11 protein-coding genes are annotated in these 14,306 nt (G+C 60.7%); 6 read left to right on the top strand and 5 right to left on the bottom strand.

What is annotated here, in order from left to right; translation table 11 throughout:
- Positions 1 to 3 precede the first annotated feature (3 nt).
- Together FQ705_RS08445 and FQ705_RS08440 are read right to left on the bottom strand one after the other, a co-directional pair.
- Positions 4 to 471, bottom strand: a complete 468-nt coding sequence (locus FQ705_RS08445; protein ID WP_144139547.1) for a tripartite tricarboxylate transporter TctB family protein — start codon at positions 469 to 471, stop codon at positions 4 to 6.
- Positions 472 to 550: 79 nt separating this feature from the next.
- Positions 551 to 1,417, bottom strand: coding sequence for an alpha/beta fold hydrolase (locus FQ705_RS08440; protein ID WP_144139544.1), 867 nt, complete (start codon positions 1,415 to 1,417; stop codon positions 551 to 553).
- A 311-nt stretch (positions 1,418 to 1,728) separates the two neighbouring features.
- Here FQ705_RS08440 and FQ705_RS08435 point away from each other — a divergent pair, with 311 nt between their 5' ends.
- The 6 genes from FQ705_RS08435 to FQ705_RS08410 all read left to right on the top strand — a co-directional run bounded on the left by FQ705_RS08435 (position 1,729) and on the right by FQ705_RS08410 (position 8,717).
- Positions 1,729 to 3,240 (top strand): MmgE/PrpD family protein, encoded by a 1,512-nt coding sequence (locus FQ705_RS08435; RefSeq protein ID WP_144139541.1) that lies wholly within the window; start codon positions 1,729 to 1,731, stop codon positions 3,238 to 3,240.
- Between the two features lie 13 nt (positions 3,241 to 3,253).
- Positions 3,254 to 4,237, top strand: coding sequence for a tripartite tricarboxylate transporter substrate binding protein (locus tag FQ705_RS08430; RefSeq protein WP_144139538.1), 984 nt, complete (start codon positions 3,254 to 3,256; stop codon positions 4,235 to 4,237).
- 82 nt (positions 4,238 to 4,319) lie between these two features.
- On the top strand, positions 4,320 to 5,111 hold the full coding sequence (locus FQ705_RS08425; protein WP_144139535.1) for an SDR family NAD(P)-dependent oxidoreductase: 792 nt from the start codon (positions 4,320 to 4,322) through the stop codon (positions 5,109 to 5,111).
- A 106-nt stretch (positions 5,112 to 5,217) separates the two neighbouring features.
- Positions 5,218 to 6,507: an erythromycin esterase family protein gene (locus tag FQ705_RS08420; protein ID WP_144139532.1), complete on the top strand. Its 1,290-nt coding sequence runs from the start codon at positions 5,218 to 5,220 to the stop codon at positions 6,505 to 6,507.
- Between the two features lie 144 nt (positions 6,508 to 6,651).
- The gene (locus FQ705_RS08415) at positions 6,652 to 7,815 is read left to right on the top strand and encodes a porin (RefSeq protein ID WP_144142271.1); all 1,164 of its coding nucleotides are present in this window, start codon (positions 6,652 to 6,654) and stop codon (positions 7,813 to 7,815) included.
- Between the two features lie 167 nt (positions 7,816 to 7,982).
- Entirely contained in the window at positions 7,983 to 8,717 is a 735-nt protein-coding gene (locus FQ705_RS08410) for an ABC transporter substrate-binding protein (protein WP_144139530.1), read from the top strand.
- Positions 8,718 to 9,317: 600 nt separating this feature from the next.
- On the opposite strand, the gene FQ705_RS08405 is transcribed toward FQ705_RS08410, so the two are convergent.
- The 3 genes from FQ705_RS08405 to FQ705_RS08395 all read right to left on the bottom strand — a co-directional run bounded on the left by FQ705_RS08405 (position 9,318) and on the right by FQ705_RS08395 (position 14,221).
- Entirely contained in the window at positions 9,318 to 10,700 is a 1,383-nt protein-coding gene (locus FQ705_RS08405) for an MFS transporter (protein WP_144139527.1), read from the bottom strand.
- Between the two features lie 99 nt (positions 10,701 to 10,799).
- The gene (locus FQ705_RS08400) at positions 10,800 to 12,953 is read right to left on the bottom strand and encodes an acetate--CoA ligase family protein (RefSeq protein WP_260854416.1); all 2,154 of its coding nucleotides are present in this window, start codon (positions 12,951 to 12,953) and stop codon (positions 10,800 to 10,802) included.
- A 59-nt stretch (positions 12,954 to 13,012) separates the two neighbouring features.
- On the bottom strand, positions 13,013 to 14,221 hold the full coding sequence (locus FQ705_RS08395; RefSeq protein ID WP_144139521.1) for an acyl-CoA dehydrogenase family protein: 1,209 nt from the start codon (positions 14,219 to 14,221) through the stop codon (positions 13,013 to 13,015).
- Between the last annotated feature and the right edge of the window lie 85 nt (positions 14,222 to 14,306).

Here is a 14,306-nt window from a genome sequence, read left to right as displayed (position 1 = left end):
CGCCTAGCCCCACGAAAACAGCGGGAATTGCAATTGCAATGCCCACCGAAAGACCACGGCCGCAATTACGCCCATTGCCGCGGCGAGAACAAGCGCGCTTTTCCAGGTGTTCTGGCGATCGCCGAGCGCGGATATAAATACTGCCGCGCATGTCGCCGGTACGAGGCCGCCGTACTTCCCCAGAACCACGAACGCCGCGATGCCGGCAAGGATGCAACTCCAGGCGACCCATTCAGGCGCGGGCCGGGCCTCTTCCGTGCGGGGCGCAACGGAAAGTTTCGCGACAACGACGATGGAAATTCCGGCAAGCGTAAGCATCGTGCCGAGGGCGACCGGGAAGAAGCCGGGGCCCATATCGGTGAGGGTGCCGATCGTGTAGGACGCGCCCTGAGCGATTGCGCCAAGTCCAAGCAGGAACATCAATCCGCCGGCGAAATAGTCTCTGGGAATACCGGTAACCGCTTTTAACATGCGTGTCTCCGTTTCTAGTCATCAGCGCCGGGCAACGCGCTGCTTCGCCACCTGTCAGCGGGCGCTCACCGCATTTTCGTCAACTTGCAAATTTCATCAACTCGGCACGCAACGAGGCGCTTTCCACCACGGCCATATGTCTCGTCGCGGGCCAGAGCTCGAAGCGTGCACCGCGAATCCCCTGTGCCAGCGCCTCGCCCATCGACGGTGGCGTCGCATAGTCCTCTTCGCCTGTGACGACGAGCGTCGGCACATCGATCTCAGCTAGCCGCTGCCTCATGTCGAGCGCCCCCATCGCGAGACAGGCTTGCGCATGGGCCTCGCGCTTCGTGCCGGTGAAGATTTCACAGACATGCTTCACGATTTCCTGATGTTGCGCCTGAAAAGCGTCGCTAAACCAGCGCACGGTCTGAAATGGCAACTGTTCCCCACGCGTTTTGCTCCGCGCTGCCTGGGCGCGTTCGTCCCACGTCGTTTTTGCGTTTTCACCATACCAGGCGGTCGTATCGCACAACATCAGACGATCGAGCCGCGTGCGGTACCGGGACGCAAATGTCATCGCGACGGAGCCGCCCATCGACATGCCGAGCATGTGGCAGCGTTCGATGCCAAGTACGTCGAGCAGATCGCGAAGATCATCGGCCATGTCGCCGATGGAAAAAGCGCTGCCGTCCCAGTTGCTCTCGCCATGGCCGCGCAGATCCGGCATGACCAGATCGTGGCCCGGCAACAACTCCGCGAGGAAAGGCTCCCACAACCGACCGCTGAGCGCGAGGGGATGGACGAGAACCCAAGGCACGCCGCTTCCGGCCCTCCGATAGGCAAGGTGTCCCCAGCCCATGTCGATACGTTCAGTTTTCAGCAAGTCGGCACCCGATTGTTTGAACGAGGTTTCGGCTCGTGAAGGTTTTGCACCGGTGGCGTGCGCAGCGCGCCGATGGTGCACTGCGTCGTAGCCGTGTACGCAAAATTTTTCACTAGTGTCGACACTATAGGTATTGATTTTTCGGACGTCAAGAAAGCTTTACTAATGCCGTCGTGAATATCAGTAGGCCGATACATCGTAAAAACCCTTATAAAACGCGACCCATAGCGACCAGTTCGCAGAACCCTATGAGATTTGGCGCACATAAGAAATCTTGACACCTCCGAATCTCGTAACTAAAGTGTCGACACAAGGCGGCGTAATTGAAAAATTAAGAACCGTATGAGAGAGGCCACGCGAGAACAGACCGATAGAGACGGAGGAGCAGCGGAATGTCACATCAAGAGAGCCTGCCAGTGCAGGCGGAAACGGCAGGAACTGTTGCCGGCGAACAGCAAGTGTCGTCACTTCAGCAAGGCAAGCAGACGACGGATCGGCCTGACCAGGATGGCGCGCCAGGCGCGCTGCCAGGACCGACCGAGGCGCTCGCGCGTTTTGCCGCCGGACTGAAATGGGAAATGTTGAATGCCAGTGTGATCGAACGCACCAAGGATCTCGTGCTCGACCATTTGGGCGTCGCGCTTTACGGCACCCAGCTCCCATGGACAATGAAGGTCCGCGATTTCGTGCTGAGCGAAGGGGGATGCGAGCAGAGCACCATCTACGGCTCGCACCGCGTACCCGCGCGTGCCGCGGCTCTGGTCAACGGGGCCGCCGCCCATGCCATCGAGTTGGACGACACGCATGACGAATCGTTGAGCCATCCCGGCAGCGTAATTTTGCCGGCGGCGTTTGCAATGGCTGAGGCGCTGGATCGCCGGGGCACAGACTTCCTGACAGCGGTGGTTGCGGCCTATGACGTGCACGGTCGCATCGGAGCCGCATTAGGCAACGATCTGCTTCGCCGCGGTTTTCATCCTCCCTGCGTGGGTGGTGTCTATGGCGCCGTCACCGCGGCCGGTCTTCTGCTCAACCTGGATGCCGCCACGCTGGTGAGCGCATACGGTTCCGGCGCATCGATGAACGGCGGCACCATGCAGTTCACCGAAGACCCGACCGGGACCATGATCAAGCGCTTGCATACCGGCCTGCCGGCGGAGCGCGGCATCCTCGCCGCGAAACTGGCAGCAGACGGTTTTCTCGGGCCGAAGGAAGCCATTGAAGGACGTTACGGGTTCGCCAAACAGTTTGCAGGGCGAAGCGGCGATCTTGAACGTATGACTCAGGAGGCCAATGGACGTTTCGAAATCGAACGCATGTCGATCAAGCTGTACGCGTGCTGCAAACTGTTCCATTCGATGATCGAAGCCATGATGAACTGCCGCGCCGAGCGGCCGTTCACTGCTGAGGAGATTGTGACAATCGAGCCGTTCGGCCCGCGCTTCATGATCGACACGCATATGGTCTACCGGCCCGAGTCGACCATGGCCGCGCAATACAGCCTGCCCTACACCTGCGCGGCTGTGATCCTGCTGGATCCCACTCATCCGGATTCTTTCGCGGAAACCACCATCGGTCGCACCGACGTGCTTCGTCTCGCCGACCGGGTCAAGCCGGTGATCGATCCCGAACTCGAGTCGCTGTTCCCACGCAAAATTCCGGGCGGTGTTCGGATACGGCTACGCAACGGCGAGCAACTGACGAGCACGGTCATCGAGCCACGCAGTTCGCCGGACCGGCCAATCGGCCGGGAAGACGTGCAGGCGAAGTTCCGCAGTCTCACGACCGGCGTGCTGCCCGCGCAACGTCAGCAACAGATCATCGACATGGTGGCAAACCTCGAACGGCTGGGCTCGATTCGCGAACTCACCTCGCTGCTGTCCGATCAACGCGATGCACGATGAGGAATCGACAATCATGTTCAAGTCATGTCTCTCACTCGCGTGGCAACTTTGCATCGGTCTGCTGGTGATCGTTCCGGCGGCCACCGTGCATGCCGAGCCGCCCTATCCGACTCACGCCGTGCATCTGGTCGTCCCATTCCCTCCGGGCGGCGGCAACGACGTTCTCGGGCGGTTATTCAGCCAGAAGCTGGCGATGCTCTGGAAACAGCCGGTGATCGTGGACAACCGTCCCGGCGGCAACACGATAATCGGCGCGGAAGTCGTGGCGAAGGCGGCACCGGACGGATACACGCTACTGCTGACGTCGAGTTCGCACGTCATCATCCCGAGCCTGTTGAAGCTACCTTACGATGCCATCAAGGACTTCACGCCGATTGCAACGATAAGTAGTTCCGAACTCGTCCTGGTCGTGCATCCCTCCGTGCCCGCCAATACGCTGAAGGAATTCATCACGCTGGCCAAGTCAAAACCGGGGCAACTCAATTACGCGTCGGGAGGACTTGGCGATCCGAACCATCTGGCGGGCGAACTGTTCGACAGCATGGCCGGCGTCAAGATGGTTCCGATTCAATATAAAGGCGGTGGTCCGGCACTGACGGATCTGATTGGCGGCCAGGTGCAACTGTTCTTCGTGGCAGCGCCCGCCGTGCTGCCCTATATCAAGGCCGGAAATCTGCGGGCGATCGCCGTTTCCGGCGACCATCGGCTAGCTGCCGCTCCGCAAATTCCCACGTTCACCGAGTCGGGCCTCGCCAATTTCAACGTGCGTCAGTGGTACGGCATCCTGGCGCCCGCCAATACGCCGAAGGAGGTCGTCGACAGGATCTCCGCCGACATCGCCAAGGTGCAGGCCATGCCCGACATCAGGAAAGCGCTCTCGGATCAGGGCATGGATGTGCTGACCACGCCCCCGGCGCAGTTCGGCGAGTTGATGAAATCCGACCTCGCCAGATACGCACAGATCGTCAAGACATCGAACCTCAAGCCCGCTCAGTAGCGTTGCGGGCGCATCGGACAACACATCGACTCGACTGGCTTCATCGGATTTATCACTCGTCACGTTTTGGGAGACCCGCAACATGTCACATCAAGGAAGATTTCAGGATCAGGTCGCGTTCATCACCGGCGGCGGCGGCGGTATCGGCAAAGCAACAGCGTTGAGGTTAAGCAGCGAAGGCGCCCGCATCGCCATTTCCGACTTCAGTCCGGAACTGGCGGAGGCCGCCGCGCAGGAAGTCAACGCGCAGGGCGGGACCGCCATTGCACTGACGGTCGATGTCGGCGCCCAACCAGCCGTGGATGAAGCCGTCAAGACCACGATCCGCGAGTTCGGCCGGCTCGATGTGATGGTTTGCGGCGCGGGGATTCGCACCAGCAAACCGCTGTCGGTGCTCGACTCCACCACTGAAGAATGGAACAAGGTGCTCGAAGTGAATCTGCTGGGAGCGTTTTACCCTGCCCGCGCGGCCGCCCAGCATATGGCCGACGCGGGCAAGGGCAGCATTGTGACGATCTCGTCGATCAACGCATTGCGAGCCGCACCAGGCTCGGTCGCTTACAACTCCGCCAAGGCCGCGGTGATCTCGATGACGCAGACGTTCGCCATTGAACTGGCACGGCGCGGGGTCCGCATCAATACCGTCGCGCCGGCTCAAATCGACACGCCGCTGACGGCTGCGATCACCAGCGAAAAACGGAAAATCCGCGAAGAAGGGATTCCGCTCGGCCGCTTCGGCAAGCCCGAGGAAGTCGCGGCAGCGATTGCCTTCCTCGCGTCGGACGATGCGTCGTTCATCACCGGCCACACGTTGCTCGTGGACGGTGGACGATATGTGATGCAACACAAGTTCGGCTTCCCGTTTCCCGCCTGATTGCATGGCGAGTCGTCGAGGTTGTAGAACGCAATTAAAAATGGCGCGCCGATCTGCCTGAGCGATCGGCGGCCGGATATCACGATCTTTTTCTGGGCAGGACAAAATGGCTGACTCCGGGCGTGACGAATTCATCCGATGGGCGCGTGACGCGTGCCATCCTCTCCTGAACACGGGCGCAACGACCGGCACCGTCGACATAGAACCGCTGCGGGTAATCGTCGGCAATGCGAGCATTGTCGGATTGGGCGAAAGCTGGCATAGCAGCGCCCAGTTGCTGACGATGAAGAACGAGTTGGTGCTGGCGCTTGTCGATCATTTCGGTTTCAACGCGATTGCTTTTGAGGGCGGCGTGCCCGCTTCGAACGACGTCGACGCCTACTTACGCGGCGACACCGAAAATACGCCGGCTGCGGTGCTACGCAAATTTGGTCAGCCGATGTGGCTGAATCCGCAGACAGTGGCGCTTATGGAATCGCTGCGCACATGGAATGCCTCACGTGGAGCACAGGATCCGATTCGCGCGTTTGGCGTGGACCCCGCTTACCCCGGCGCCGCAATTGGATCGGTGTTGTCGTATCTCGGACGCGTCGAGCCCGACTATCGCCCACCGTATCGCGATCTACTGCTGAGCGTCGAGCACGCCTTGCTGGCCGTCCCGCTCGACAGCTCGGCAAAATCTGCGGTATGGGGCTCGACCGCCGTCTACGAAGCGCTGAATACCACCGAAAAAGAGCAGTTTCGCTTCGCCTGTACGGAGCTTATCTCGCAACTCGAACAGAACCGCAGCGCGTATTCGTTCCGGACCTCGGCCGCGGAATTCGAATGGGCGCTTCGCCAGGTCATCGTTATTCTCCAGGCCCACGGCATCGTAAGCGTACGGTCCCGTTCGTTGACAGAAGCGAATCGCGTGCGAGATCTGGCGTTCGCGGAGAATCTCGTATGGATGCGCGACCAGTCCGACAGTCCGCTCAAAATTATCGTTCTTGCTCACAACATTCACATTGCTCGAGAACCGTTTCGCTCCGCCCCCGATGGGCCGCCCATTGTTTCCATGGGCGGCTACCTGTCGGACTGGCTGGGCGATGAGTACGTCGCCATTGGCAGCACCGTTGGACGCGGCCGGCACGGCGGCGACTCCGATGCAGGACTCGCCGTCGTGCCAGCGACCGATGCCGGCAAATTGGCGTCGGCCGACGCGAGCAACGACGCGGCACTTGAAGAGGTCGGCGTAGGGCGATTCATGCTGCCGCTGAGCGGCGCGCCGGCATGGGCCTCGACTGCTCGCACCACGCGTTCGCATCTCGAGCCGCAGCCGGAATACGCGCTCGCCAGATCGTTCGATGCCGTTGCCTATGTCGACCGGATTACACGAAGCGAGCCACTGCGCACCTAGCGTCGTCTGTCTGTTTCCCGCAAAGCTCGGAAAACATGGCACACGGATTTACTACCTATCATCAAATTCGGATTGACTGAAAGATATAGCATACCTAATTAACTAGCATGTTCAAAAACAGATTCTGTATGTCAGGAGACCATGATGAAGAAGTCGATTCTCTCAATAGCAACGCTTGGCGCGTTGTGCGGTGTCGCTCATGCACAGAGCAGCGTCACGCTGTATGGCCTGATCGATGAGGGTCTGACGTTCACCTCGAACGCGGGTGGCCATCAACAGTATGCGATGTCGAGCGGCGAGTTGCATGGCTCACGATGGGGCTTACGTGGAGCGGAAGACCTGGGTGGCGGAATGAAGGCGATTTTCACTTTGGAGAACGGCTTCGATCTAGGCACCGGGAAAGCGGGCCAGGGCGGCCTGGAATGGGGACGGCAGGCATTCGTCGGTCTGTCCAGTCCGTGGGGCACCCTCACTTTCGGACGCCAATATGACTCGGTGGTGGATTACATGACGCCGATCAGTTCGGGCAGTTTGTGGGGCGGCTATCTCACTTCCCACCCGGGCGATCTCGACAACACGATCAATACCCAGCGTACCAACAATGCGATCAAATACAAGAGTCTGAGCTACAGCGGCTTTACTTTTGAAGGTGTCTATTCGCTTGGCGGCGTCGCGGGGGATTTCACCCAGAACCAGATTTTCTCGCTGGGTGCAGGCTACGTGGGCGCAGCGCTCAACCTGGCAGTCGCCTACCTTAATATCCGCAATCCGAACGCCTCTTTCTATGGCAATAGCGTCGCGACCCTGACGGCCGGCGTAGACAACGAGACATCACCTGTTTACAGCGGCTTCGCGTCTGCCCATACCCAGCAGATCATAGCTGCGGCTGGCGCATATACGTTTGGCTCCGCGACACTGGGGATGCTCTATACCAACACCAAATATGGAAGTTTGAGTGGCATCACCAATACGCTCAATCCCGCGGGGCTATCGGGCTCAGTTAGCCTGAATGATTTCGAAGTGAATTTCAGATACATGTTCACACCGGCAGCCTATGCCGGAGTGACTTACAACTACACTGACGCGAGTTCCATCGCTGGAAAAAGTGGAGCGAAATACAACCAGGTCGGATTGGCCGGTCACTATCTGCTGTCGAAGAGAACCGATCTGTACATCATTGGCGTCTACCAGAAAGCATCCGGCACGCAGTCGAACGGAAAGACCGCCGTTGCGTCGATCACGACGCTTACGCCGTCAGCCACCGATCATCAGGGAGCGGTACGGATCGGCATCTGCCACACGTTCTGAGCGTTTCGAGCGCGGGCTTTTCGCGGCTCGACAAGTTTCATCGAATACACCGCATCATCGACACAGAGAGAGAACATGGCTAGCGGCATCGACAACTGGCACGACGAGCCTCAAGACACGGGGTCATTGCGACCAAAAGTGCATGGTTCCGAACAGGGAGTTTCAGCATGAAAGCGGACGCGCAACTCATCGCGGCATTCGCACCGGCCGGCACGTTACGGGTATCAATTAACGTGGGCAATCCCGTGCTCGCGGCCAGGAGAGCGGGCGTCGCACAACCCTATGGCGTTTCAGTCGATCTGGCCGTCGCGCTTGGCGCACGTCTTGGCGTGCCGGTGGAACTGAGAATCTTCGACGCCGCTGGCAAGTCCGTGCAGGCGGTTGCCGAAGAGCAGGTCGATGTGGGGTTCTTTGCAATCGATCCGTTGCGTGAAGTAGAAATAGCATTTACCGCACCCTATGTGCTGGTCGAGGGGAGTTATCTTGTGCGCGACGATTCACCGATAAGGTGCAACGAGCAGGTCGACAGACCAGACAACCGGATTGCTGTCGGACAAGGAAGTGCCTACGACCTGTATTTAACGCGCGAATTGCATCACGCGAACATTATTCGGGTGGCCACTTCCGCCGAAGTCGTCACGAGTTTTCTCCGACACGGTCTCGAAGTGGCTGCAGGGGTGCGACAGCAGCTTCAATCCGATGTCCGGCCGGGCTTACGCGTGCTCGACGGCAGATTCATGATTATCCGGCAGGCGATGGGTCTGCCGAGACGTCGCGGCGAAGCCGCAGTGGATTTCCTTCAGGTATTCATCGAGGAGATGAAGGAATCGGGATTTGTTCAGCAGGCGTTAATCCGCCATGGAGTCGCCGGTGCATCGGTAGCGCCGTGCACAGGCGTCTGAAGACAGTCCGCCGTAGTCGCTCGGCTGTCCGTATCAGCATGCGCCTTTGCGCCGTCGGCCAGCCGGTATTCGCCGCCGAGTCGTATCTTAAGCTTGTCTTCGGCGAACGGCTTGAACAGTCGAGACGTGTTTGAGCGAAGCAGTGCCGGCGCGTGGATGTAATCGACGAATGTTGCGTAGCCGACCTTGATGCTCTCCGGCAGACTCATGCTATCGATCGGCCCAAGGCCCGGGAGGCGTCCCTTCGATTGCCCTTCGATTTGCCGGCGCTCCTTGTCCACGCTGTACCTCTATTATTTCGCTCCGAACGTACCATGATCCATTGCGTCAACCTCGTAACTACACGCTGTATCGCAGTTAAAAGGCAAACGTCGAGGCTCAGGAACGTCGCACTCAGCGGTCGGAGAGAACGCAATGGAAACGAAACCCTTCTTCATTGGCCTCTTGTTTCTCGCAGGCTTGCTTGGTGTCGAGTCAACCACATTTGCGCAGTCAGCTCCTCTGCCGTCCGGAAAAGCGCAACCGGTCGTGGTCGGGTCGGGCTTCTATCCTGAGTAGCGTCGGCCCGACTCCTCACAAACGCGATGAGGTCGGCATTGGCTACCGCTGCGTCGGATTGAACCCTCGACCTCGCGAAATACCCGTGGCAGAAGCAACCAGGTTGCGTCCGGACGCGGGAAACGCCACCAACAGCAGCACGACGCCCGCCAGCAGTACCACGGCTAGACCGATCAAGCCATATTGAGCGCTACCCGTCTGGGTCTTCACCCAGCCCACGAACGCCGGACTGACGAAACCGCCCGTCCCGCCGAGACTCGTGATCATCGCGATTCCCCCGGCCGCCGACGAGCGGGGCAGGAACGTCTGCGGAATGGTCCAGAACACGACGAAGCAGCCATACGATGACGCCGCCGCGAGCGCAAGCAGTCCGACGCCGACTGCCACGTTATGTCCCGCCGCCGGCAACAACGCAAACGCGAGCGCCGTCACTGCCGCGCTGCCCGCAACATGCCAGCGACGCTCCATGGTCCGGTCGGAATTCGCCCCGACGACATAGGTTCCCAACGCGGCCGCGATGAACACAAGCGCCGAAAGCAATCCAATATCGAACACGCTCGCCACACCGAGATCGCGGATGATCGTCGGTGCCCAAAAGCCGATCGCGTTGAACGGCATCATCACCGCGAAGTAGACGAGCGCCGCGAGATACACGCGAGGATTGGCGAGCGCGCCTCGCAATCCGTCGAGATGGCCAGTGTGCTTCGACTTTTCATCGGCCAGCAATTCGCGCGCGATCAGCGACTTTTCTCGATCGTCGAGCCAGCTCACCTCCGCGGGCGTATCGCCGAGGAGGAAGAAAACGACGAGACCGAGCGTCACGGCGGGCACGCCTTCGAGCAGGAACAACCATTGCCAGCCTGGCATTCCGCCGACGCCGGCGAGGCGCGTCATGATGAATCCGGACAGCGGTCCGCCAACGATCCCCGCGACCGCAGTCGCCATCATCAGGAACGCGGTGACGCGTGCACGTCTCGCGCCCGGAAACCAGCAACTCAGATAATAGATCATGCCGGGAAAGAAACCCGCTTCGGTCACGCCGAGCAAGAAACGCATCGCGTAGAACTGCGTCGGCGTGCGCACGAACATCATCAGGCTCGACACGAGACCCCAGGCGAACATGATGCGCAGCAGCGTGCGACGCGCGCCAATACGCTGCATCCAGAGGTTGCTCGGCACTTCGAAGAGCACATAGCCGATGAAGAACAAGCCCGCGCCGAGCCCGTAGGTCGACTCCGAAAAGCCAAGTTCGTGCATGAACTGCAACTTGGCGAAGCTGATGTTGACGCGGTCGATGTAGCTGATCACATAGCAGAGAAACAGCAGCGGAATCAGCCGGTAAAACACCTTACGATAGATGTGCTCGATTTCGGCGGGCGTGCAGTCGGCCGTATCGTTCGCACCGGTGATCGAAGAGCTGTACATGATGGTCTCACATGGAAGACGAAATACGATGTTCAGTGGACGGCGCGCAGAACACGCCATGCCCGGTCTCGATGCAGCCGCCTCGCGACGCCCTGTCGGTCAGTCGGCGATTGCCTGCGCGTGAGGTTCGGCTTCGGCCTCGCATTCCCTCTTGCGTTCGTCCCGAGACGAATAACGCGCAAACGCATCGCCTGCTCGCACCCCCTTGCCTGCAGTAAGCACGAAGAGCGGATTGATATCGAATTCCTTCAACCCGGGCGCCAGATCGAGCGCCATCTCGGACATCGCGACGATTGCATCGGCAAGGGCATCGATATCGCAACGCGGCTTGCCGCGCGCACCGTCGAGTATCGCGTAGGCCCGCAGTTCGCGAATCATCGCAAACGCCTGCGAGCGCGTGACCGGTGCGAGACGCCACGCCACGTCTTTCAACACTTCGGCATAAATGCCGCCAAGTCCGCACATCACCGCCGGCCCAAACGAGGCATCGTTGTCGATCCCGACGATCATCTCCACGGCATCGCGTATCTCTTCCTGCACGAGCACGCCTTCGATACGCGCGTCCGGAACGTGCCGCCGCGCATTCGCGACGATCTCGTCGAAGGCGTTCACCAGCATCGCTTCATCGCGAATGCCTATCCGGACGGCGCCGGCTTCTGTCTTGTGCGGGATGTCCGGCGACTGTACTTTTACGACGAGAGGAAAGCCCGTCGCTCGCGCGAAGTCGCCCAGGTCGCGATGGTTCTTCGCTAACGCGCTCTTCGGCGTCCCAATGCCGTAGTGCGCGAGCAAGCGCTGAGCGGCGTGCTCGGTCAGATCAGCGGAACTCTGCACGATGAGCGCTCGCGCCGTGTCGGCACGAAGCCGGTCAGGTGCGGGTGCTCGTTCAGCGCATGCGGCCACCCGCGCGCGTCTTGCCTGCGCATAGTCCGACAGCATTGCAAACGCACGCCCGCAGCGTACGGGCGTTGTGTAGAGCGGCACACCCGCCATCTCGATCACACGATACGCTTCCGGCGCCATATCGCGACGCGCATTCCAGGCCAGCATCAACGGCTTGTCGGTCGCTCGATAGACGCGCACGATCGCCTCGGCCATCGCGAGCGCGACATCGCCGCTTGCCGCGGCGGCCATGATCGCGATCGAATCGATCCCCGGATCGTCGGCGATGATTTGCAGCGCATCCGTGAAGATTTGCGGCTCTGCAAGGATACCCGCGGTCAGGTCAACGGGATTGGCCAGCGATGCGAAGGCGGGCACGATCGGTCTGAGCGCGTCGAGCGTCGCGGGCGAGAGCGGCGGAACCGTCATGCCGCGTTCGCTGCACGCGTCAGTGATCAGAATGCCTGCGCCGCCCGACAGCGTGACGACCGCGATCCGGTTACCGCGGGGCAGCCGCTTGGCTTCGAACGCTTTCGCGTAGTCGCCGAGATCGGCGACATCCGTCACTTCGATCACACCCGACTGACGGAACGCCGTGCGATAGAGCGCTGATGCGCCCCCCAGGTTCGCCGTGTGCGAGGCAGCGGCCTTCGCGCCATCGGCCGTGTTGCCGACCTTCCACGCGAGCAGCGGCTTGCCCGCATCGAGCGCGCGCGTCGACACCTCGACGAGCCGTCGTGCGTCCTTCAGTCCCTCTATGTACGTGGCGATCAGCGACGTTTTTTCGTCGTCGATACAGGCATCGACGAGATCGAGCAGGCTTACGTCAGCTTCGTTGCCAGTCGTGATGAAATGGCGCAGACCGATGCCGAGTTCATCGGCCATCAGCAAGAGCGCGCACCCGAAGCCGCCGCTCTGCGAGATGAGCGAGAGTCCGCCCGCGCGGTAAACGACTCCGAACGGCGCGCCGAAACCCGCATACAGATTCGCGCCGGTGCTGACGACACCCTGGCAGTTCGGCCCGATCACGCGGATGCCGAACGCGCGTCCGATATCAGCGCATTCGTGCTGCAAGACGACGCCGGCCTCCCCTGCTTCGGCGAAGCCGGAACTGTAGACGATTGCATAACGAATGCCCTTTTCGCCGCACTCGCGCAATACGGCCGGCACGCGGCGGGCTGCGACGAGAATGAGCACGAGATCGGGTGTCTCCGGCAGGCTCGCGACGTCTTCGTAACACGCTACGCCATCGATCTGCGCGTATTTCGGATTGACCGGATACACCACGCCACGATAGCCATGCTGAAGCAAGAAGCGCAGCGGCTGGCCGCTAATCGACTTCAGATCGTTCGACGCGCCGACGATCGCCATGGACCGCGGTGCGACCAGCCGTTCGATATCTAGCACCCGTTGAGGACTTGTACCGGCGCTCATGCGGCACACACAGCGGTCGTTGCAACACCGTCGTCGTGTTGCGTAGCGTTCTTGTGCGCCGCGCGGCGCAGCGTGATCTTTGCAATGTTCAACTGATGGATCTGCGTGGTGCCCTCGTAGATGCGGAATGCGCGCACGTCGCGATAGAACCGCTCCACCGCATTGCCCGCGAGGTAGCCGCGGCCGCCGAACATCTGTACCGCGCGATCCGCGACGCGCCCGCACATCTCGGAGGCAAACATCTTGCACATCGACGCCTCCAGCGCGACATCCTCGCCGGCATCGCGCTTGCGCGCGGTTTCGAGAATCATCGACCGCGCTGCGTAGATTTCCGTCTGACACTCGGCAATGAGCGCCTGAACGAGCTGGAATTCCGCCACCGGCTTGCCGAACTGTTCGCGGCGCGAGGTGTAAGCGACAGCTTCGTCGAGCATGCGGATCGCCGGGCCCGTGCACAGCGCCGCGAGATGGATGCGCTGTTTGTTCAATACCTTCATGGCGGTGCGAAAGCCCTGCCCCTCCAAGCCGCCGATCAGATTGGCAGCCGGTACCCGGCACCCCTTGAAATGCACGTCGCCGACGGGTGAACCTGCCTGGCCCATCTTCGCGTACGGATCGCTAGTCGTGAGCCCAGCCGTGCCACGCTCGACGAGAAAGGCGGAGATCCCCCCCGCGCCGGGTATCGACGGATCTGTGCGCGCCATCACCGTGAAGAGATCGGCGATCGGCGCATTTGTAATGAAGCATTTGCTGCCGTCGAGCACGTAATGATCGCCGTCGCGACGGGCCGTGGTGCGCAAGGCCGTGGCATCGGAGCCCGCGTCCGACTCGGTCAACGCGAATGCGCCGGTCAACGCGCCCGATGCCAGCCGCGGTAGATAGCGCTGCTTCTGAGCCTCGCTGCCATCCGCGACGAGCGCCTCGGAGCCGATGCCGGTATTCGTGCCAACCCGTGCACGAAATGCCACCGAGACCTGCGAAAGCTCGAATGCGCCGCGCACAAGTTGCTCCGTCGTGAGGCCGGCTCCGCCAAATTCTTGTGGAATGCTCCAGCCAAAATAGCCGAGCGCGCGCATGCGTTCCACGACATCCTCTGGCATGGCGTCCGCCTGCTCGATTTCGTTTTCACGCGGCATCGCTTCTTCGCGCACGAAACGCGCGACGTCCGCGAGCATCACGTCGAAATCCGGGTTCTTGCTGTTCATTTGCTGTCTCCGTGATAGGCTAATTTATGGACAACTATCCGGCTTTTTCATCTCGCCAGGCAGAGTTGTTCGACTATGCTGAACA

The organism is Paraburkholderia sp. BCC1884 (assembly GCF_900996225.1).
In the GTDB taxonomy this organism is placed as follows: Bacteria; Pseudomonadota; Gammaproteobacteria; order Burkholderiales; family Burkholderiaceae; genus Paraburkholderia.
Note: the sequence above shows the minus strand (reverse complement) of the source record. Positions and strands in the feature narration are given on the sequence as shown.